The organism is Alphaproteobacteria bacterium, from assembly GCA_040905865.1.
GTDB lineage: Bacteria > Pseudomonadota > Alphaproteobacteria > UBA8366.
This window is the reverse complement of sequence record JBBDQU010000069.1, coordinates 1-21,526: the sequence shown is the minus strand read 5'-3', so window position 1 is coordinate 21,526 and position 21,526 is coordinate 1. Positions and strand designations below refer to the sequence as shown.

Below are 21,526 nucleotides of genomic sequence, written 5' to 3'. Positions count from 1 at the left end.
CCGGACTGGATAACGTCAGGATAGATGATGGGAGTTTCCTTTGGTTTGATTGCGGGCATTTGGCATTTCGCCCCTGAGGCGATGCCGCGGAAGCGGAAAGCCGGCAGGGCTTTTGCCAGGCATGCGCCGTTCAGGCCGGTCCGGTGACTTCGTCCGCCCAGACCCGAAAACCCTGCAGGGTGTTGGGGCCGAAGGTGGTGGCGATGGCGACATCGGCCGCGTCCCGCCCGCGCGCAATCAGGATCCGGCCGATCCGGGGCGTATTGTTGCGCGGGTCGAACATATGCCATTCACCGCCAAGATATGCTTCGAACCATGCGGCGAAATCGCCGGGGGGTAAGGGCGGCGGCGTTCCGATATCGCTGAGATAACCGGTACAGTAGCGCGCCGGAATATTGAGCGCCCGGCAAAAGGCGACAGCCAGATGCGCGAAGTCCCGGCACACGCCGATGCCTTCCTTATAGCCCTCGGATGCGGTTCGGGTCACCCGCGCATGCTCGTAGCCGAAGGTGATGTGGTTGTGAACGAAATCGCAGATCGCCTGGACCCGGGACCATCCCGGCGCGGTATTGCCGAACTGGCGCCACGCCAGGTCGAGCAGCCGGTCGCTTTCGCAAAACCTGCTGGGTAAGAGAAAGACCAGCGCCTCCTCCGGCAGCGACTCGACAGGGATCTGCATCGCATTGGGGGAAACCGGGTCGGGCAATCCGGAATCGCGCACGCTGTTGTCAGCCGAAATTCGAAAAACGCCCTCGGGCGCAAGCAGCCGGGTGCACCAGTTGCCATACCCGTCCCGGTAGCCGGAAACCGGCACGGAAGGATTGACCAGCACGTGATCCGGCATCGCAAGATCGGACACGCGGCTAAAATGGACGCTCAGCATCAGGATGACCGGAGTCGGCTGTGGGAAAGCGTATTGCAGTTCGTAACCGACTCGAAGATTCATCATGTGCTCCGTTGCAACGGAAAACCGGGAACGATCGGGACTGCAAGCGGCGGGCAGGCAAATCCCGAAACGTCGTTCTGCGATTTAAGAAGATACCGGTTCGGGATCGAAAATGCGTCGATCCCCGTTTGGATCAGATCGTGGTTTGAATGGAACCTGTTATGGTTCTATTCGAACCGGATGTGCCCCAGGTCCTGTGCGTCATATGGGCATCGTTCCGAAAATGACAAGGCGGCACTATTGACCCCGGGGCGATTTCAGCAGGAAGACCAGCGGCATCGCCGCGAAGGCGACCAGCACCAGAAAGGTGAAGGCGTTCAGATAGGCGATGGTTTCCGCCTGTGTCGCGACCAGTTTCTGCAGGGATGCGAGGCCGGTCATCACGTCCAGCTCCCACACGGCGGCCGCGCCGGGCTGGTGCAGGGATTCGTTGAACGGGTTGATATGGTCGCGCAGCTCGCTGTAATTGACCTGGGTCGAGCGCACCAGGATCGCGACGATGATCGAGGTGCCCATGCTGGCGCCGATGGCCCGGATCAGCGCGAACAGCGCCGCCCCCTCGGTCCGGAATTCGGGCATCAGGGTGGAAAATGTCACCGTGGTCAGGGTCACCCACATGATGCCGACGCCAAAGCCGTTGATCATCGTCAGCCAGGCGATTTCGACGGCGGAGACTTCGGCATTCCATCCGGTCATGAAGATGGCGCTGACGCCGACGCAGACCAGGCCGCTGAGGATCAGGTATTTCGCCGGGACCCTGCCGGCCAGCATCCCGCCCGCCAGCATGGCGATCATGGTGCCGACCCCGCGCACGGATACCATCCACCCCGCGGCCAGCACCGGGTAATCCTGCACGTTCTGCAGGAACAGCGGCAGGATGAACAGGCTGGCAAACACGGCGATGCCGAAGATGAAGATCAGGCAGACGCCGACGACATAGTTGCGGTCGCGGAAGATCGACAGGTTGATATACGGCGCCGACGCGGTCAGGCTGTGCGCGATGAAGATATAGAACGCAAGTGCTGCGACCGCCCCTTCGATGACGATCTCCAGCGATTCGAACCAGTCCAGCCGTTCGCCGCGATCCAGCACCATCTGCAGGCAGACCACGGCCACGATCAGGGAAATGACGCCGATCCAGTCGAGGCCGTGCCGCCGCGACGGGGTCGCCGGAAGCGTCAGGAAAATTCCGGCGAAGGCGAGCAGGCCCAGCGGCACATTCATGTAAAACACGTAGCGCCAGTCATACCATTCGGTCAGCATCGCGCCGAGCGTCGGCCCCACCACGGGCCCCAGGATCATGCCCATCGACCAGATGCTCATGGCGAATCCGTGCCGGTGTTTGGGATAGGTATCCAGCATGATCGCCTGCGATACGGGCAGCAGGGGGGCGCTGACGAAACCCTGCAGCGCGCGCATCAGTACGACCTCGCCCAGGCTGGTCGATATCGCGCACAGCATCGAGGTGACGGTAAAACCGACGATCGACGCGAGGAACAGCCGCCGCCGGCCGATCCGCTGGCTCACCCAGCCGGTCAGGACGGTGCCGACGGCGCTGGCGACCACGAAGGCGGTGATGACCCAGCTGATCTGGTCCGGGCTGGCGGACAGGTTGCCCTGCATGCTGGGCAGCGCCACATAGGCGGTGCTCATGTTGACCGCGTGCAGCAGCGACGCCGCCAGCACGGGAATCGTGATGATCACCAGTTCCGATGTGGTGAAGGGTCCGTCGGCCGGCCTGCTTACGGTGTACAATCCCGCAGCCTACGCTTCCGCCAGTACGGGGGCGCCCGCCCGGTCGGGCCGGATATCGATTCCGTAGCCGGGGCCGGAAACCTGCAGCACCCCACCCAGCAGCCGCTCGCCCTGCGCCAGCCGGGTGCGCCAGGAAACTTCGCCATAGGGAAATTCAAGGATCTCCGCGTTCGGATTGGCGGCGACCACATGGGCGCTCGCCGCCGTGCAGAGCGGGCCGCTGGGATTATGCGGGGCGAAGGCGACGCCATGCCGGGCCGCCATCTTGCACATGCGGTCCAGTTCGCCGGTGCCGCCGACGAATTTCACATCGGCGATGGCGACGTCGATACAGCCGCTTGCGATCAGTTTTTCCAGCGCCTCGCAGGTGTACAGGTCCTCGCCGCCGGTGACCCGCGCGCCGGACAGTTTGCGCAGCCTGTCGGCGGCTGCCCGGTCCCAGGTTTCGAACGGGTCCTCGATCCACCGGATATCCAGCGATTTCGCGATTTCGGCCAGCAGCGGGCCGGTTGCATGGGTGAAGCGCCAGTGGCAGTCGATCATCAGGTCGGCGGCGCCGCCGATCGCATCGCGCAGCGCCCGCAGCCGCGCCACGCCGGGTTCGACGACCCGCGCGCCGTCGCTGGCCAGCGCCCCGGGCGACACCTCGTCGAAGGGCGCGAATTTCACCTTCGTGATGCCGGCGTCGATGACCTGTTTTCCCGCCGCCGCGATGGTCGCCGCATCCCGGCTGGCGCACATCCGGTTGACATTGGCGTAGACCGGCACGGTGGACCTGACCGTCGCGTTTCCCGCCAGCATCCCGGCGACCGGCATGCCCTTCTGCCGCGCCGCCAGATCGTACAGGGCCTGGGCGACGGCGCTGGGCGGCGTCCGCGCCAGCCGGTCCTCGGCCGCAATGCCCTTCATCAGGCCGGCGGCGGCGTCCAGCGGCGCGATCTCCCGCCCCGCGAGGCGCCGGCCGATCCGCTCGATTTCGGCGATGCAGGCGGTTTCGTCGCGGGAATCGCTGGCTTCGCCCCAGCCGCTCCGCCCGTCCGCCGCCGTGACCTCGACCAGGACCCAGTTGCCGCGATGGTTGACGGGAATCGTGTGGATCTTCGTTTCGACGATTTTCATGCCGGATAATTGCGCCTTGCCGCGCCGCGGATCAAGCCATCACTTTAAACCGCTGCTCTTCATCCGCCGCCATCTGGTTGACCAGTTCAATTTCCCAGGCCAGGTATTCGCGCATCGCCGCCTCGACATCCTTGCCCTGTTCGCGCGCCTTCAGGCGGATATCGGCCGGGGTGCTGGCCATACGGCCGTCGCCGGTTTCCAGCGGCAGCCCCGCCGCTTTCCATCCAAGGGTGCCGCCGTTCAGCGCCATCGCCGCGCCGCCGGCATCCGCCGCCGCCAGCCGCGCCAGCGCGCCATCCGGCGAGGTAAAGACGAGCGTATCATGCGCCGGCAGCTTCGTGAGGGCGGTTTCAAGTTCCGTTCGCATCGCATACCAGGCGCCGGGGATATGGCCCTCGCGGTAGGGACGGCTGTAGTCCAGGTCGACGACGACCGTTCCGCCCGCCGCCAGCCGGTCGTGCAGCGCCGCCGGTTCGATGGTCGCGACCGATACGCTGTCGGCGCCCAGCACCTTCGGCGCATGCGGCCCGGTTTCCAGCCCCGGCGCCGCCGGGTCGAAGGTCATCACGACCGCGTCCCAGCCCATCTGCCGCATCCAGGACGCGGTCATGGTGGCGCGGACGCCGTTGTCGTCGACCAGCACGACCCGTGCGCCCCAGGCGCCGCAGAAGACATCGGTTTCCTGAATCAGCTGCCCGCCCGGCGCCGACCGGACGCCCGGCAGGCGCCCTGCCTCGTATTCCTCGGGCGTGCGTACATCCAGCACATACAGCGTCCGTGCCGGATCGGCGCGCCAGGACTCCAGCGTCGCGGCGTCGATGGTCCGGATAGCGGCGCGCTGCGCGACCCGCCGGGCGGCCTCCTGCGCCGCCTTCAAGCCTTCCGGCGAAACCGGCGGCGGGCGGCGCGTCGCGTCCCTGACCACCTCGTATCCGGCCAGGTGCCAGTCCTGCGTGCCGTTCATCAGGGAAACGACCCTGTTGGGCACTCCTGCGTTGATCAGCGACTGCGCGCCGATGATGCTGCGCGTGCGCCCGCCGCAATTGACGATCACCATCGTATCCGGCGACGGCGTCAGGTCCCTGAAGCGGTACACCAGTTCCGCGCCCGGCACGCTGATCGCGCCGGGGATGCTGTTGCTGTGATATTCCTCGTAGGATCGGCTGTCGAAGATCGCGATATCCGCCTTGCGGTCCATCAGGTCCTTCAGTTCCGCCGCCGAAATATAGGGCGTGCCGGCTTCGTGCTCGACGACTTCGGCGAAGGCCTTGCTGGGCACGTGCACGCCGCTGTACATCGGAAACCCGGCCGCGTCCCAGGCGTCGATGCCGCCGTCCAGCACCGATACATCGGTCCAGCCCAGCGCCGCCATGCGCGCCGCCGCCCGTTCGGCATAGCCTTCGCCGTCGTCGCACCACACGATGCGCGTATCGCGGCGCGGCGCCAGATCGCCGACCAGCGCCTCCAGCCGGCCCAGCGGCACGCAGGAGGCCATCAGCAGGTGGCGCGCGTCGAACGGCACTTCCTCGCGCGCATCCAGCAGCGCGATTTCGCCGCCGTCATGGAATGCCGCCTTCAGCGCTTTTGCGTCGATCCGTTTCACCGTGCCGCCCATCGTGTATCTCTCCCGTATCCGGTTCGCTATTGCCGGCGCGTATCATGGCGCGGAAGGGGACGGGAAAGCTAGTGCACCCCGGATACGGAAACCCGCCCGGCCATCACCCCGTGACGCTGACTTCCACGCTCATGTCCTCGAAGGCGTCGGCAGGGCCGATGAAGCTGCCGGATACCGGGATGACCTGGCGGATATCGCGGGCGACCGCGACGGGGATCAGGTTCAATCCGCCGACGCTGCGGTTGGTCGGATCGAAGGTGATCCAGCCCGCGCCGGGGATGTAGACTTCGGCCCAGGCATGGGTCGACCCGGCGCCGGTCGACCCGGTGAGGTGCTGCTGGGGATTGTGCAGATAGCCCGAAACGATCCGCGCCCCGAAGCCGAGGCTGCGCACCGCCTCGACGAACAGGACCGCGAAATCGCGGCAGGAGCCAAGGCCGCGCCGCAGCGTCTCGACCGGCGACTGGGTGCCCTCGTCCTCCCGGATTTCATAGGCCAGCGCTTGCGAGACGCCGGCGCTCAGATCCTTGAGCAGCGACAGGGTGTCGGTCGGGTTGCCGCGCACGAAACCCTGCGCCCAGGCCTGCAACCGTCGGTCCGGATCCGGATACTGGCGGACCGACAGGGCGCCGAGGTCGGTCCATTCGTCATCCGCGTAGCGGAAGGGAAAACTGATGGCGCTGGCGGCAATGTCGAAAACCGGCCAGGCGTCGGTGGCGATCTGGAGTTCGGTATGGCTGACGATCACCAGCGAATCGGCCATATCCCGGAAACTCGCGGTTGCGACGGCGTTGCCGGACACGTCATAGGCCCAGCTGATCGTGGCCGCCGGGGCAATGGTGATGTCGTTCGAAATCAGCCGCAGGTCGCGGCTTTCGCGCGGCCGCAGCATCAGCCGGTGCGGCGTCAGGCCGACCGGCTGCCGGTAGCGGTAAGTCGTCGTGTGGTGAATGCTGAGCGCGTACAACGGTTGCTCCGTAGGGCGTCATGCCCTTGTCAGACTATATGTAAGCCAAAATGCCCGGCGCCGCACGGCGAATTCGCGCAAAAGCGCCCTAACCGGCTGTGGCCATGACGACGGTGCGGATGGCCAGCGCCGCGGCGGCGGTGCGGTTTTCCACGCCCAGCTTGGTGAAAATCTGTTCCAGGTGCTTGTTCACCGTCCGGGGGCTGAGCTCCAGTATGGCGGCAATGTCGCGGTTCGATTTTCCCTGCGATATCCACAGCAGCACCTCGGCCTCCCGCGGCGTCAGCGCCAGTTCGGCCTGCAACACCTGTTTTTCGTCGGGGCTTTCCGTATCCGCGACGCGGAACAGGAATTCATCGGGTCCGGTCTGGCCGCTATAGACAAAGCGCAGGCCGCCGGTCGTGAACACCGCGCCGAAGGAGTCGCGGTTCGCGCGGGCAGGGGAGGCGGCGACCAGTTTGCGGATCCAGGCCCGCACGTCGTCGGGCAGGTTCAGGGCGCCGCTGCCGCCGCCTGTGCGGTCGTCGCAGCATCGTTCGGCGGCCTGGGGCGTGCACCACAGGATATCGACCGCGCGCGTGACCGCCAGCAGCGAACGGCCGGCGGCATCCAGCGCGACCCGGGCGCTCTGGCCCAGCCGCGCATTGGCGATATGGACGCTGATCCGGGCGATCAGTTCGTCGGGGACGATGGGCTTGGTGACATAGTCGACGCCACCGGCGCTCAATCCTTCGATGATGTGCTCGGTTTCGCTGAGGCCGGTCATGAAGACGATGGGGATATGCGACAGGTCGTTACGCTTCTTCAGATGGCGGCAGGTTTCGAACCCGTTCATGCCCGGCATGATGGCGTCCATCAGGATGATGTCCGGCATGACCCGGCCGGCCAGTTCCATCCCCTTCTCGCCGCTCTGCGCCACCACCACCATGATTCCGGATTCCTCCAGGGCATCGGTCAGAACCTTGAGCGTTTCGGGTGAATCGTCCACGACCAGGGCGATATCGCGTTTAATCGACATATTCACGCTGCAAGTCTCCCAACATGGTATCGAGCTGCTCGAAGTCGAACCGGTCGGTCAGCCGCCGGAACTCGCTCGTCAACGTTTCAAGTTCCGGATGCGCCAATTCGATATCCGAGAGTTTTTCCTGGACGCCGCGGGCATGGCCGATCTGCGCCAGGCCGCGCAGCGCGTGCAGGTCGTCCGCCGGCAACCGGCCGCTTTCCGCAATCAGCGTGTCGATGTTCCGCGCCAGCGCCGGCATCGGCATCGGCAATTCGTATATCCACTCGATTTTCAGCAGCTTGCCGATGCGGATCAGAAGCTCGTCGATCCGGACCGGCTTGGTCACGATGGCGTCGTGGTGATGGGCGCCCATCGCGTCGATCGATTCGCCGCCCGCGACGGCCGATATCATGACGATCGGGGTATTGGGGTAACCGCTGCGCCGCAATTGCGATGTCACCTCCCAGCCGCTCATGCCCGGCAGGGAAATATCCAGCAGGAACAGGTCCGCGTCGTACCGTTCGGCCAGTTCGAGGCATTGCGGGCCGTCATGGGCCGCGAAGACGATAAAACCGAGCGGCGAGAGGATTTCACTGATCATCTCGCGGTGGTCCGGCTCGTCATCCATGGCGATGACCGTCAGCCGGCGGCCGCGATAACCGTGCATGCGCTGGATGCCGCGGGGCTTGCGAACCGGGTGATGCGGGGTCGACAGCATCATCTTGACCCGGAACAGGCTGCCCTTGCCATAGGTGCTTTCAAGCGTGATTTCGCCGCCCAGCACCTCGGTCAGCAGCTTGGTAATGGTCAGGCCGAGGCCGGTGCCCGGCGGCGCCTGCAGGCCCGGCTCGTGGATGCGTTCGAAGGGACGGAAAATCCGCTCCCTGTCTTCTTCGCGGATGCCGCGCCCGGTATCCTCGACGATGAAATCGGCGACTTCGCCGCCGAACAGGACGGTGAATTTCACGCGGCCGCTATCGGTGTACTTGATCGCGTTGGACAGCAGGTTGATCAGGATCTGGCGCAGCCGCTTTTCATCCGAATGGACGACCTCGGGCAGGATACGGGGCCGTTCGAATTCCAGCTGGATATTCTTCGCCCTGGCCTGCAGGCGGAACATGTCGACCAGCTGGTCCAGGAACTCGCCGAGCCGGAATTCGTCCCGGTAGATATTGAGCTGCCCCGCCTCGATCTTGGAAATGTCCAGCAGCCCCTCGATCAGTCCGGCCAGATGTTCGCCGCTCTGCCGGATTGTCCGCACCGAATCCTCCCGGTGCCGCGGCAGCGCCGGGTCGTTTTCCAGGATCTGCGCATAGCCGAGAATGGTGTTCAGCGGCGTCCGCAATTCATGGCTGATGCCGGCCATGTAGCGGCTCTTGGCTTCATTGGCGGCTTCCGCCGCTTCCTTTGCCTTCTGCAATTCCTGGTCGGTGCGTTCATGGGCCCGGATTTCCCGCACCAGCAGGTTGGTCTGCTGGGTGGATTCCTCCTGCGCCACGCGGCGGCTTTCGGTGGCGAGGACGAACAGCCAGCAGGTCACGCCGGCGACCAGCCCCAGGACAAAGAACACGTTCCATAACGTTGTCGCGATGGCGTCCCTGGGCGCCGTCGGGTCGAGCGTCGCCTGGATATAGATCAGCCCGAAGAACAGCCCCGAGATACCGCAGACCAGCGCCATGAGGCTGGCATACCGGCCCAGCCGCGTGTTGAGGCTGGCGACGATCCGTTCCGGCAGGAACGACGCCATGAAGGCGAATACCTGTTCGTGAAACCGCGCGTCGACCTTGCAGCGGTCATGGCAGCGGGCGTCGAGCGAACAGCAAAGCGAGCAGATCGGCCCCGAATAGACCGGGCAATGCGCCATGTCTTCCGCATCGAACCGGAGTTCGCAGATACAGCATTCCGCCCGCGTGCCGTTCCCCGCGACCGTGACGGGGGTCCGGGCCAGATAATATTTTCCGCGCGTCGCCAGCGCGATGACGGGGGCGAGGACGAAGGCGGTGCCGAGCGCGAGGAAACTGGCCATCGCCTGCATCACCTCGCCGAACAGGCCGAGATAGGCGCTGATGGACAGGATCGACGCGGCCAGCATGGACCCCACGCCGACCGGGTTGATGTCGTACAGATGGGCGCGCTTGAATTCGATATGCGGCGGGCTGAGGCCCAGCGGCTTGTTGATGACGAGGTCGGCAACGATGGCGCCGACCCAGGCGACGGCGATATTGGCGTACAGGCCAAGGATATGCTCCAGCGCCTGGAAGATGCCCATTTCCATCAGCACCAGCGCGATGGCGACGTTGAACACCAGCCACACGACACGGCCCGGATGGCTGTGGGTCAGGCGGGAAAAGAAATTCGACCAGGCGATGGACCCCGCATAGGCGTTGGTCACGTTGATCTTGATCTGCGACAGGATGACGAAGACGCCCATCAGGCCGAGGGCGATTTCCGGCGACCGGACCATCTGCTGAAACGCGATCAGGTACATCTGGGTGGGTTCGGCGGCGTGTTCCGCGGGCACGCCGCCGGACAGCGCGAAATAGGCCAGGAAGGAACCCGCGAACAGCTTGATCGCGCCCAGCACGATCCATCCGGGACCGGCGGCCATCAGCGCCGCCCACCATTGCAGTCGGCGGCCCTTGCGCTGCCGGGGTAGGAAGCGCAGGAAATCCACCTGCTCGCCGATCTGGGCGACCAGCGAGAAGACGACGGCGGCGGCGGCGCCGAAGACCAGGATATTGAACGACCCGTCGGCGGGCCCGGCCCGGCCCGCATAACGGGTCCAGTCGTCGATCGAGGCGATGCCGTTCGCGCCGATGAACAGGAACGGCAGCAGATGCAGGACGATCCAGAAGGGCTGGGTCCACAGCTGGAAGCGGCTGATGAAGGTGATGCCGTGCGTCACCAGGGGAATCACAATCAGCGCGCTGATCAGGTAGCCGATACTCAGCGGCACCCCGAAGCACATTTCCAGCGCCAGCGACATGATGGCGGCTTCGAGCGCGAAGAAGATGAAAGTGAACGACGCGTAGATCAGCGATGTGATCGTCGAACCGAGATAGCCGAAACCGGCGCCCCGCGTCAGCAGGTCGATATCGACGCCGTATCTGGCGGCGTAATAGGAAATCGGGACACTGGTCAGGAAGATCAGCAACCCGACGACGGCGATGGCCAGCGCCGCGTTCGAAAACCCGTATTGCAGCGTGATCATGCCGCCGATGGCTTCGAGCGCGAGGAAGGATATGGCGCCGATCGCCGTATTGGCGACCCGGAAGGACGACCATTTGCGCGCGCTCAGCGCCGTGAACCGCAGGGCGTAGTCTTCCAGGGTCTGGTTGGCGACCCATTTGTTGTATTGCCGTCGAACCCGGACGACTCTTTGCTGCGATGTCATGACCGGTGGTGTCCACCCGTGTTGCCGGCGCCAGTTCTCCCCCGGTAATGGCCTCCGTCAATATGTTGCATTGCAGTATAACCTGTCCGGTAGCCGTTTGTCGCCCGTTTTGTGGAATTGTCCCACCGGATTCCGCCGCCGCGCCCGGATACCGGACTCTATCCGCGCATTCGAAAAATAATACAATAATATCAATTCAATAAATCGTAATTGGCGCGAAATGAAACCGCCGGAATGGCGCAATTTCTCGTGTCTTACCCTGTTGCAGGGAACCCTACCCGGTCAATTGACGCACCGCCATACGTCATTCGACGTATTGCTGCACTGCACATATTTTATGGATGCTTCTCTCCATCGGGTGTTGAGCCGCCCGGTTCGACAAGAAACCAGATGTATAGGAAGGAGCCACCATGCAACGCGACAACAGACCGGCTTCGACGCCCCGTTCCCCCGCCCGACGCAAGGTATCGTTGGGCGCTGCGGCACTGATCGTCGGATCGATGATGCCATTTTCCGCCTTCGCGGCGGATTTTCCGACAGACAAGGTGAATACGACGGGCCTCGCCGTCACGGACGATGTGGTGAAGGTCGGCATTCTGCATTCCGTCACCGGCACGATGTCGATTTCGGAAACCGGCTCGGTCCAGGCCGAAAAGCTCGCCATCTCGCAGATCAACGCGATGGGCGGGGTGTTCGGCCGCAAGATCGAGTTCATCCAGGAGGACGGCGCCAGCGACTGGCCGACCTTCGCCGAGAAGGCCAAGAAACTGCTGGTCAGCGACAAGGTCGCCGCGGTTTTCGGCTGCTGGACCTCGGCATCCCGCAAGGCCGTGCTGCCGGTTTTCGAGCAGTATAACGGCATGCTCTACTACCCGACCTTCTATGAGGGCCTCGAAGAATCGCCGAACGTGATCTACACGGGCCAGGAAGCGACCCAGCAGATCATCGCCGGCATCGACTGGATCGTGAAGGAAAAGCAGGCCAAGAGCTTCTACCTGCTCGGTTCCGACTATATCTGGCCGCGCACCTCCAACAAGATCGCGCGCAAGCACATTGAAAAGCTCGGCCTGAAGGTCGTCGGCGAAGAATACTATCCGCTTGGCCACACGCAGTTCAATTCGGTCATCAACAAGATCAAGCTGAGAAAGCCGGACGTGATCTACGCGATCGTCGTCGGCGGCTCCAACGTTGCCTTCTACAAGCAGCTCAATGCGGCCGGCATCGACATGACCAGGGAAAAGCCGGCCCTGCTGACCATCTCCGTGACCGAGGATGAAATCCGCGGCATCGGCGGCGAGAACATCGTCGGCGCCTATGCGGCGATGAAGTATTTCCAGAGCCTGCCGAATGAAAACAACATGGCGTTCGTCAAGGCCTTCAAGGAGATGTGGGGCCAGGACATCGTCATCGGCGACGTGACCCAGGCCGCCTATCTGGGCCCGTGGCTGTGGAAGGCCGCCGTCGAAAAGGCCGGCAGCTTCGATATCGACAGGATCAAGGAAGCATCGCCGGGCATCGAACTGACGACCGCGCCCGAAGGCTATGTCCGCATCCACGAAAACCATCACCTGTGGAGCAAGACCCGCGTCGGTCTGGCGCAGGCGGATGGCCAGTACAAGGTCGTCTACGAAACCGAAGATCTGATGGAGCCCGATCCGTTCCCGAAGGGTTACCAGTAGGTCTTCGCGCCGGTGGAAAGGGGCGGGACCTCCTCCTCCCAGGGTATCGCGCGCCCGGCCCTTTCCACCACTTTTCCTGCCGTTTCCTGACGTTCCGTCTTCCAACCACCCGCCCCGTCCGGTGAATGCGGGCAAGATAAAGGGTCAAGGACATGTTCAGCGATTACACGATGGCCGAGCTGGGTTCGATTTTCGCGATGCAGGGTTTTGCGGGGCTGAGTCTCTTCTCGGTATTCGTCCTGATGGCGCTGGGGCTCGCGATCATCTTCGGCCAGATGGGGGTCATCAACATGGCCCATGGCGAATTCATGATCCTCGGCGCCTATGTCACCTATCTCTGTTCCAGCCTGTTTTCCGAATACCTGCCGGGTCTGTTCAGCATCTATTTTTTCCTCGCCATGATCTGCGCCTTCATTGCCTCCGGCGCGCTCGGCATGCTGGTCGAATGGGCGATGATCCGGCACCTTTACAAAAGACCGCTGGATACGCTGCTGGCGACCTGGGGCCTCAGCCTCATCCTGCAGCAGATATACCGTTCGGTCTTCGGCGCCCGTGAAGTCGGCGTCACCATTCCCGACTGGATGATGGGCGCGCTGCCGATAACCGACACGATCGAAATGCCGATCAACGGCATCTTCGTGATGATCCTGACCATTTCGATCACCGTCGCCGTCTATCTGCTGATGTACCGGTCCGGCTGGGGCAAGCAGGTGCGCGCGGTGACGCAGAACCGCATCATGGCCGGCGCCGTCGGCATCGATACCGAACGCACCGACCGGCTGACCTTCGGTATCGGGTGCGGCATCGCCGGGGTGGCTGGCAGCGCCTTCACGATGATCGGCTCGACCGGTCCGACCGCGGGCCAGCTCTATATCGTCGATACCTTCCTGGTCGTTGTGTTCGGCGGCGCCAGCAGCCTGCTGGGCACCATCGCATCCGCCTTCACGATCAGCCAGGCGCAGTCTTCCATCGAATTCTTCCTGAGTGGCTCCATGGCGAAAGTCCTCACGCTGCTGACCGTCGTCGGCATCCTGATGCTGCGTCCCCAGGGCCTGTTCACCCTCAAAGTCCGTCGCTGAGGAGGCCGAAATGAAAGCCGGATTTACCCTTTTCAACCGAAGCGAAGTTCTGTTCCTCGTCCTTCTGGTTGGCCTGATCTTCGTCGTTCTGCCCGTCGGACTGGACATCTTCCGCCTGAACCTGATCGGCAAGTACCTCACCTACGCCTTCGTCGCGCTCGGCCTGGTCCTGTGCTGGGGCTCCGGCGGGATCCTCAGCCTGGGGCAGGGGCTCTTCTTCGGCCTTGGCGGTTACTGCATGGCCATGTTCCTGAAGCTGGAGGCCTCGACCCCCGAAGCCACCAGTATCCAGTCGACGCCGGGCATCCCCGACTTCATGGACTGGAACCAGATCACGGAACTGCCCTGGTTCTGGGAGCCGTTCCACTCGCTGCCCTTCACCCTGGTCGCGATCGTCGCCGTGCCGACGCTCTTCGCCTTCATCATCGGTGTCGCGATGTTTACCCGGCGGGTCGGCGGCGTCTACTTCGCCATCATCACCCAGGCCTTCGCCGCGATCCTGACAATCCTGATCATCGGGCAGCAGGGCTATACCGGCGGCGTCAACGGCATCACCGACCTGCGGACCCTGCTGGGCTGGGATATCCGCACCGACGATGCGAAATACATCCTCTACTTCGTCAATGGCGGCCTGCTGATCGCCTGCCTGCTGCTCGCCCAGTTCATCCGCCGCTGCAAGCTGGGCCGGCTGCTGGTCGCCATGCGCGACCAGGAGGACCGGGTGCGGTTCTCCGGCTACAACGTCGCCAACCTGAAGATCTTCGTGTTCTGCCTGGCGGCGGGTATTTCCGCGGTCGGCGGGGCCATGTTCACCCTGCAGGTCGGGTTCATGTCGCCTTCCTTCGTCGGCATCGTGCCGTCAATCGAGATGGTGATCTTCTGCGCCGTCGGCGGCCGCCTGTCGCTGTTCGGGGCGATCTACGGAACCCTGCTGGTCAATTACGCCAAGACGGTCTTCTCCGAAAGTCTTCCGGAAGTCTGGCTGTTCGCCATGGGCGCCCTGTTCATCGGCGTCGTGATGGCCTTCCCGAACGGCATCGCCGGACTCTACCAGACCTATCTGGAACCGTCGGTGCGCCGGATGCTGGACCGCAAGGTGCGGGATCCCGAACCCGCCATCGACACCCCAACCATCGCCGCGCGTCCGGCTGAGTAAGGAGGAGAAATCCATGGCCACGGAAAACGATTTCCTGCTCGCCATCGAGGGGCTGACGGTTTCCTTCGACGGGTTCAGGGCGGTGGACGACCTGTCGCTCTATATCGACCCGAACGAGATCCGGGTGATCATCGGGCCGAACGGCGCCGGCAAGACCACGGTGCTGGACCTGATCTGCGGCAAGACCCGCGCAACCGCGGGGTCGATCAGGTTCAAGGGTCAGGAACTCACGGCGATGCGCGAGCACGAGATCGTCACGGCCGGGGTCGGCCGCAAGTTCCAGACCCCGTCGATCTACGAGGATCTGACGGTCTTCGAAAACCTTGAAATCTCCTACCCGCAGGGCCGGACCGTCTTCGGCGCGATCATGTTCCGCCGCGACCAGACCGTCATCGACCGGGTCAACGAGATCGCGGAAATGATCTTCCTGGACGGGCTGCTGGACCTGCGGGCGGCCTTTCTGAGCCACGGGCAGAAGCAATGGCTGGAGATCGGCATGCTGCTGATCCAGGATCCGGAACTGCTGATGCTGGACGAACCGGTGGCGGGGATGAGCGTCAGCGAGCGGCAGAAAACCGCCGACCTGCTGAAGAAGATCATCAAGGGCCGCTCCGTCATCGTCATCGAACACGATATGAAATTCGCCGAAGACATCGCCCACCGCGTCACCGTTCTGCACCAGGGAAAGGTGCTGTCGGAAGGGGCCATGGACCGGGTCAAGCACGACCCGAAAGTCGTCGAAGTTTACCTCGGACATTAGGGAATCGGATCATGCTTCAGGTTTCAGACCTCCATGTTGCCTACGGCGAAAGCGAAGTGCTGCACGGTCTCGATTTCACCGTCGCGCCGAACGAGATCGTTGCGATCATGGGCCGCAACGGCATGGGCAAGACCACGCTGATGAAATCGCTGATCGGCGTGGTGCCGACCAGGAGCGGCTCGGTAAAGATCGGCGACATCGAACTTTCCGGGATGAAAAGCTTCGAACGGGTCGCCAGCGGCGTCGCCTATGTGCCGCAGGGCCGGATGATATTCTCCACGATGACCGTGCAGGAAAACGTGGAAACCGGCCTGACCGTGACCGGCGAAAGCGAAGTGCCCGACGATATCTACGAGCTGTTCCCGGTCCTGCTGGAAATGAAAAACCGTCGCGGCGGCAATCTGTCCGGCGGTCAGCAGCAGCAGCTCGCCATCGCCCGGGCGCTGGCGTCGCGCCCCAGGGTCCTGCTGCTGGACGAACCGACCGAAGGCATCCAGCCGTCGATCATCCGGGAAATGGCCCGGACGCTGAAACGCATCCGCGACGAGCGCGGGCTGTCGATCATCGTTTCCGAACAGGTGCTCAGCTTCGCGCTGGAAATCGCCGACCGCGTGCTTGTTCTCGAGAACGGCGAGGTCGTCCATGAGGACGAACGCGCCAATGTGGACGAAGGAAAAGTCGCTCGGTTCCTCTCTGTCTGACCACCGCACCAGAGCAATCAACGCATTACCCAACCCAAACTCCAGAGGGGATTTGAAATGCCAGAAACCATCATCGAAGTAGATCTGAAGGCTTCGCCCTACGACAACGAAAATATCCACAACCGGTGGCATCCGGACATTCCGATGGCCGTGACCGTAAAACCCGGTGACGATTTCATCGTCGAATGCGTCGACTGGACCGGCGGCCAGATCAGGGACAATGACGACGCCTCCGACGTCCGCGATGTCGACCTGACCAAGGTGCATTTCCTGTCCGGCCCCATCGGGGTCGAGGGCGCGGAACCGGGCGACCTTCTGGTCGTGGACATCCTCGATATCGGGACGCTGCAGGACAGCCTGTGGGGCTTCAACGGGTTCTTTTCCAAGCAGAACGGCGGCGGATTCCTGACCGAACACTTCCCCGAAGCGCAGAAAACCATCTGGGATATCTCGGGCCTGTTCACCCGTTCCCGCCATGTGCCGGGCGTCAGTTTCGCCGGCCTCGTCCATCCGGGGCTGATCGGCTGCCTGCCGTCGCGCGAACTGCTGGATGAATGGAACGCCCGCGAAGGGGCGCTGGTCGCCACCGACCCGGGCAGGATCCCGCCGCTGGCGGCGCTGCCGTCGGGCGAGACGGCGCATATGGGCAAGATGACCGGCGATGCGGCGAAGGCCGCGGCGGCGGAAGGCGCGCGCACCGTGCCGCCGCGTGAACATGGCGGCAATTGCGACATCAAGGATCTGTCACGCGGCTCGCGGGTGTTCTTCCCGGTCTATGTCCCCGGCGCCGGGCTGTCGATGGGCGACCTGCATTTCAGCCAGGGGGACGGCGAAATCACCTTCTGCGGCGCCATCGAAATGGCCGGCTGGATCCATATCAAGGTCAGCCTGATCAAGGGCGGGATGCGCAAATACGCGATCAGGAACCCGATCTTCAAGCCCAGCCCGATCACGCCGAACTACAAGGACTACCTGATCTTCGAAGGCATCTCGGTCGACGAGGCCGGCGGGCAGCACTATCTCGACGTGCATATCGCCTACCGCCAGGCCTGCCTGAACGCCATCGAATACCTGAAGAAGTTCGGCTATTCCGGCGCCCAGGCCTACGCCATCCTCGGCACGGCCCCGTGCCAGGGGCACATATCGGGCGTGGTGGACATTCCGAACGCCTGCGCGACGCTGTGGCTGCCGACGGAAATATTCGAGTTCGACATCATGCCGGGCAGCGACGGGCCGAAGAAGTTCGTGACGGGTGACGTCCAGGTGCCGCTCGCGCCGGACCTCTAGGCGTAAATCGGGGCTTGCCCGGACGATCCGGTCGGCCCCGTCGCCTTGCGTTGATCCGAACTCTGGGGAAAACCGATGCCGATGTATGAATATCTCTGTCATTCCTGCGGGCCGTTCGAGGAGATTCGCCCGATCGGCGAATTCGCCGAACCGAATGACTGCCCCGGTTGCGGGACAGAATCGCCGCGGGTCATGCTCACCGCGCCGCGGCTGGCGCTCATGTCCGGCGGCGACCGCCATGCCCACGCCGCCAACGAACGCGCCCGGCATGAACCGCATGTCTCGACGAAGGATTCGCGGGCGGCCGGCGGTCACGAGCCGGGCTGTTCGTGCTGCTCATCGTCGAAATCGGCGAAGAACGGCCGGACGGCCGTCGGCAGGGACGGATCGAAGGCGTTTCCGTCCGCCCGTCCGTGGATGATCTCGCATTGAATCAGATCGTGGTTTGCTGGCATCGCCTCTGGCGATCCGGCGACCACGTGAATCTGATGCGCTCTAACCGGTTCAGGCGGCGCGTTCAGTCCAGGTCGAACGCGCTGCTGTAATCCTGTTTCAGGGCCGGATCCTGGTCGCCCTTGTGCAGCAGGCAGTTCCCGACAGCCAGCAGGTCCAACTCGTTTCCCATGAAGCAGCGGAAGGCGTCTTCCGGCGTGCAGACGATGGGTTCGCCGCGCACGTTGAAGCTGGTGTTGACGAGGATCGGGCAGCCCGTGCGCGCCTTGAACGCCGCGATCAGGGCGTGGTAGCGCGGGTTGGATTCCGCGTGCACGGTCTGGATGCGCGCCGAATAATCCACATGGGTCACGGCGGGAATTTCGGATCGGGCGACATTCAGCTTGTCGATGCCGAACAGGGCTTCCTCCGCCGCGGTCATCGCCTTCTGGCGCTTTTCCGCGACATTCGCGACCATCAGCATATAGGGGCTGTCGCTGTCGATCTGGAACCAGTCCGCGACATCCTCGCGCAGGACGGATGGCGCGAAGGGCCGGAAGCTTTCCCGGTACTTGACCTTGAGGTTGAGCGTCTTCTGCATGGACGGCGAGCGCGGGTCGCCGACGATCGAGCGGTTGCCCAGGGCGCGGGGGCCGAATTCCATGCGGCCCTGAAACCATCCGACGGCCTGTTCCGCCGCCAGCGCGTCGGCGACCTGCCCCACAAGGCCGTCATCGTCCAGGACCGTGTAGCGGGCGCCCGCCGTCGTGAGGCGCGATTCGATTTCGTCCTGGCCGAATTCCGGGCCGAGATAACTTCCCGCCATGCCGTCCATCGCGCCGTTCAGGCGGCGCGGCTGGTTCTGGAAATGATGATAGGCGACACAGGCGGCGCCCAGCGCGCCCCCCGCATCCCCGGCGGCGGGCTGCACCCAGATATTGCCGAAGGCGCCATCGCGCAGCAGCTTGCCGTTGGCGACGCAGTTCAGCGCGACGCCGCCGGCAAGGCAGAGGTTGCGCTGGCCCGTTTCCGTGGCGAGCGAGCGGGTCAGCCGCAGCATCACCTCCTCGGTCACGGCCTGGACCGATGCGGCGAGGTCCATGTGCTTTTGCGTCAGCCGTTCCTCGGGGCCGCGCGCCGGGCCGCCGAACAGCGCGTCGAACCGGCCATTGGTCATGCGCAGCCCGGTGCAGTAATCGAAATAATCCATGTTCAGGCGGAACGACCCGTCCGCCTTGATGTCGATCAGGTTTTCCATAATCAGGTCCCGGTAGACGGGTTCGCCATAGGGGGCGAGGCCCATGACCTTGTATTCGCCCGAATTCACCCGGAATCCGGTGTAATAGGTGAAGGCGGAATACAGCAGGCCCAGCGAATGGGGCCAGTGGATTTCCCGGTTCATGGTCAGGCTGTTGCCGTGGCCTTCCGCGACGGAGGCCGTTGCCCATTCGCCGACGCCGTCCATGGTCAGCACGACGGCGTCCTCGAAGGGGGACGGGTAAAACGCGCTTGCCGCGTGGCTCTGGTGATGTTCGGCGAACAGCAGCCGCGAATCCCAGTCGAAATCCGGCGCCTGTTCCTTCAGTTTGCCGGTCAGCAGCGATTTCTGGAACAGCTTTTCCTTGATCCAGACCGGGATCGCCCTGGAGAAGCTGGGGAACCCCCGGGGGGCAAAGGCCAGATAGGTTTCCAGCAGGCGTTCGAACTTCAGGAACGGCTTGTCGTAGAAGGCCACGAAATCGATGTCGCCGAGACGAAGGCCGCCGGCTCGCAGGCAATAGGCAATGGCCTGCGCGGGGTAGTCGGAGTCGTGTTTCCTGCGGCTGAAGCGTTCTTCCTGGGCCGCGGCGACGATCCGGCCGTCTTCGACAAGGGCGGCCGCGCTGTCGTGGTAAAAGGCCGAAATGCCGAGGATCCGCATCGGCTAGAAGATCGTGTAAATGAAGGGCGCCACGGCGCTGCCCTGGGTCAGGACAACCAGCCCGCCGAAGACGATCATCATCAGGAAGATGGGGAGCAGCCAGAATTTCTTTCTGACCCGCATGAACATCCAGAATTCCTTAAGGAATGACATATTGCCCCGTCAAAATTGTCGTTTCATCGTTTCCGGCGCGGGGCCCGGCGGCTCCCGCCTTACCCAGTAGCTGGCGGCGCCGGCGTCGAGCCCGGTTTGCAGCGGCCGCTTCCCCACCAGCCGCATCAGCATGGCGATGGGCGTCACGACAAGAAAAAACAGAAATCCCATGACAATCGGATTGACGATCCGGTGCAGCAGCAATCCGAACCGGGCCCACAGGCGGTTCGGCAGCGCCAGGACCGGCGGATACGCGATTGCGGCGGCCAGGAATGCGCCGGCGACGGCGGCGGACCACCATCGCGGCGCGTCGCCGGACAGGAGCGGAAAGCAGGCGACGATCGCGAAAACGGCGGCAAACACGAATCCGAAGGAACGTTCCGAAGAGGTTTTTACCGCGTCGTGCGCGTGGTATCGTTTATACATGTCCAGATTTTCCGGCATGGAGGCGAATTAACACCGATTCGACGCCTGATTCCAGTCGCAGTCGGTTTGCGGAGGAACTTGAACGAACGCCGGTTGTGCGCGGCGCGGCCGTCCCGGCGCCGGGGGCTACCCGCCGCCCCGGAACTTTCCCTCCGGGCGTTCGTTGACAGGCGCAACAGGTGAAGCATGGCACAGGAACGCACCTACGCCCTCAGTCAGGTTCTGGATCAGCTGGAAAAGTCGGTCGAAGGCGAGAGCGTCGCCGTCGAACAGGTGACCGAGACTCTCGGGCAGAAATCGTTTGCCTCGCTGATGCTGGTGTTCTCGCTGATCTGTACATCGCCGGCAAGCGCCATTCCCGGACTTACGACGGTCGTGGCGGTTATCGTTTTTTTCCTGGCCGGGCAGATGATCGTCGGACGCGACAGTGTCTGGCTTCCGCGCTTCATTTCCCGTCGTCGGATGTCCACTTCAAAGCTGTGCACGGGGATCCGCTGGCTGCGCAAACCGGTGCGCTTTGTCGAGCGGTTCCTGAAGGAGCGGCTAACCTTTTTCTTTCATCGACGCTGGCTCTGGCTGCCGCTGCTCCTGATCCTGGTACTGACGCTGTTCATGCCGTTCATGGAGGTGGTCCCCACCTCGGGTTCCATCGCATCCGGGGTTATCGCCCTCTTCGCCGCCGGTCTGCTGACCCGGGACGGTGTTATGGTCGTCGCGTCGCTCTTGCTCCTCCTGGCAGTGCCGGTTGCGGTCTGGCAGTTTGTCTCCGGCTCCTAGATCGGGGTCATGGTTTGCCGGAATCGCCTGTTGCGGTTCCATTTGTACAGCAAATTGCTGCGGGATCGCTTGACGGCAATGCCGCGCTCCGCCGCTTTCCAGCGCTTCGTCCACAAGTGTTTGCATGTGCGCGATTTTATCTTTGCGCTCCTGGTCTTGACAACCAGAAAGCCGCAGGCCCCCAAAAGCAAAAGAAAGGAATTCAGCCACCGGCTGTCAGAGACGTCGTGACCCGGGTGATTCCGATTAATCACGATCTGCTTTTAATTTAAAGTTATAGAGCAGATTCACGCCTTTTATCTGACGCAATTATTGCGTCAGATAAAAGGCGATCTGCCCTAGCCGGATGGCAAGAA

At 63.4% G+C, this 21,526-nt stretch carries 18 protein-coding genes; 8 read left to right on the top strand and 10 right to left on the bottom strand.

Going from position 1 to position 21,526, the window contains the following annotated elements:
* Positions 1 to 130: 130 nt before the first annotated feature.
* The 7 genes from WD767_15075 to WD767_15045 form a co-directional block, all read right to left on the bottom strand.
* Positions 131 to 946, bottom strand: a complete 816-nt coding sequence (locus WD767_15075) for a transglutaminase family protein (GenBank protein ID MEX2617413.1) — start codon at positions 944 to 946, stop codon at positions 131 to 133.
* Positions 947 to 1,183: 237 nt separating this feature from the next.
* Positions 1,184 to 2,701: a DHA2 family efflux MFS transporter permease subunit gene (locus WD767_15070; GenBank protein ID MEX2617412.1), complete on the bottom strand. Its 1,518-nt coding sequence runs from the start codon at positions 2,699 to 2,701 to the stop codon at positions 1,184 to 1,186.
* A gap of 9 nt (positions 2,702 to 2,710) precedes the next feature.
* On the bottom strand, positions 2,711 to 3,820 hold the full coding sequence (locus tag WD767_15065; GenBank protein MEX2617411.1) for a mandelate racemase/muconate lactonizing enzyme family protein: 1,110 nt from the start codon (positions 3,818 to 3,820) through the stop codon (positions 2,711 to 2,713).
* 31 nt (positions 3,821 to 3,851) lie between these two features.
* A complete protein-coding gene (locus WD767_15060; protein MEX2617410.1) occupies positions 3,852 to 5,435 on the bottom strand; it encodes a rhodanese-like domain-containing protein in 1,584 nt (527 codons plus the stop codon).
* A gap of 103 nt (positions 5,436 to 5,538) precedes the next feature.
* Positions 5,539 to 6,402 (bottom strand): transglutaminase family protein, encoded by an 864-nt coding sequence (locus tag WD767_15055; GenBank protein ID MEX2617409.1) that lies wholly within the window; start codon positions 6,400 to 6,402, stop codon positions 5,539 to 5,541.
* A gap of 88 nt (positions 6,403 to 6,490) precedes the next feature.
* Positions 6,491 to 7,420, bottom strand: a complete 930-nt coding sequence (locus WD767_15050) for a DNA-binding response regulator (protein MEX2617408.1) — start codon at positions 7,418 to 7,420, stop codon at positions 6,491 to 6,493.
* Entirely contained in the window at positions 7,410 to 10,799 is a 3,390-nt protein-coding gene (locus WD767_15045) for an ATP-binding protein (protein MEX2617407.1), read from the bottom strand. The genes WD767_15050 and WD767_15045 overlap by 11 nt, the downstream gene beginning before the upstream one ends.
* A gap of 500 nt (positions 10,800 to 11,299) precedes the next feature.
* Between WD767_15045 and urtA the strand changes: the two genes are divergently transcribed.
* The 7 genes from urtA (at position 11,300) to WD767_15010 (ending at position 17,893) form a co-directional block, all read left to right on the top strand.
* The gene (urtA, locus tag WD767_15040; GenBank protein ID MEX2617406.1) at positions 11,300 to 12,478 is read left to right on the top strand and encodes an urea ABC transporter substrate-binding protein; all 1,179 of its coding nucleotides are present in this window, start codon (positions 11,300 to 11,302) and stop codon (positions 12,476 to 12,478) included.
* Positions 12,479 to 12,630: 152 nt separating this feature from the next.
* Positions 12,631 to 13,557: an urea ABC transporter permease subunit UrtB gene (gene urtB / locus WD767_15035; protein MEX2617405.1), complete on the top strand. Its 927-nt coding sequence runs from the start codon at positions 12,631 to 12,633 to the stop codon at positions 13,555 to 13,557.
* 10 nt (positions 13,558 to 13,567) lie between these two features.
* The gene (urtC, locus tag WD767_15030) at positions 13,568 to 14,713 is read left to right on the top strand and encodes an urea ABC transporter permease subunit UrtC (GenBank protein MEX2617404.1); all 1,146 of its coding nucleotides are present in this window, start codon (positions 13,568 to 13,570) and stop codon (positions 14,711 to 14,713) included.
* Positions 14,714 to 14,726: 13 nt separating this feature from the next.
* The gene (gene urtD, locus WD767_15025) at positions 14,727 to 15,473 is read left to right on the top strand and encodes an urea ABC transporter ATP-binding protein UrtD (protein ID MEX2617403.1); all 747 of its coding nucleotides are present in this window, start codon (positions 14,727 to 14,729) and stop codon (positions 15,471 to 15,473) included.
* 11 nt (positions 15,474 to 15,484) lie between these two features.
* Positions 15,485 to 16,174: an urea ABC transporter ATP-binding subunit UrtE gene (gene urtE, locus WD767_15020; protein ID MEX2617402.1), complete on the top strand. Its 690-nt coding sequence runs from the start codon at positions 15,485 to 15,487 to the stop codon at positions 16,172 to 16,174.
* A gap of 57 nt (positions 16,175 to 16,231) precedes the next feature.
* Complete coding sequence (fmdA, locus tag WD767_15015; protein ID MEX2617401.1) at positions 16,232 to 17,461, top strand: formamidase; 1,230 nt, start codon at positions 16,232 to 16,234, stop codon at positions 17,459 to 17,461.
* A gap of 75 nt (positions 17,462 to 17,536) precedes the next feature.
* Positions 17,537 to 17,893, top strand: coding sequence for a zinc ribbon domain-containing protein (locus WD767_15010; protein MEX2617400.1), 357 nt, complete (start codon positions 17,537 to 17,539; stop codon positions 17,891 to 17,893).
* An 85-nt stretch (positions 17,894 to 17,978) separates the two neighbouring features.
* Here WD767_15010 and WD767_15005 read toward each other — a convergent pair whose 3' ends face one another.
* From WD767_15005 to WD767_14995, 3 genes are read right to left on the bottom strand one after another with little or no spacing between them, the layout of a single operon-like run.
* Positions 17,979 to 19,814, bottom strand: a complete 1,836-nt coding sequence (locus WD767_15005) for a carbamoyltransferase (protein ID MEX2617399.1) — start codon at positions 19,812 to 19,814, stop codon at positions 17,979 to 17,981.
* Positions 19,815 to 19,817: 3 nt separating this feature from the next.
* Complete coding sequence (locus tag WD767_15000) at positions 19,818 to 19,967, bottom strand: DUF5989 family protein (GenBank protein ID MEX2617398.1); 150 nt, start codon at positions 19,965 to 19,967, stop codon at positions 19,818 to 19,820.
* Between the two features lie 9 nt (positions 19,968 to 19,976).
* Complete coding sequence (locus WD767_14995; GenBank protein ID MEX2617397.1) at positions 19,977 to 20,393, bottom strand: SxtJ family membrane protein; 417 nt, start codon at positions 20,391 to 20,393, stop codon at positions 19,977 to 19,979.
* Between the two features lie 186 nt (positions 20,394 to 20,579).
* On the opposite strand from WD767_14995, the gene WD767_14990 reads away from it, so the two are divergent.
* Positions 20,580 to 21,170, top strand: a complete 591-nt coding sequence (locus WD767_14990) for an exopolysaccharide biosynthesis protein (GenBank protein ID MEX2617396.1) — start codon at positions 20,580 to 20,582, stop codon at positions 21,168 to 21,170.
* Positions 21,171 to 21,526: the final 356 nt, after the last annotated feature.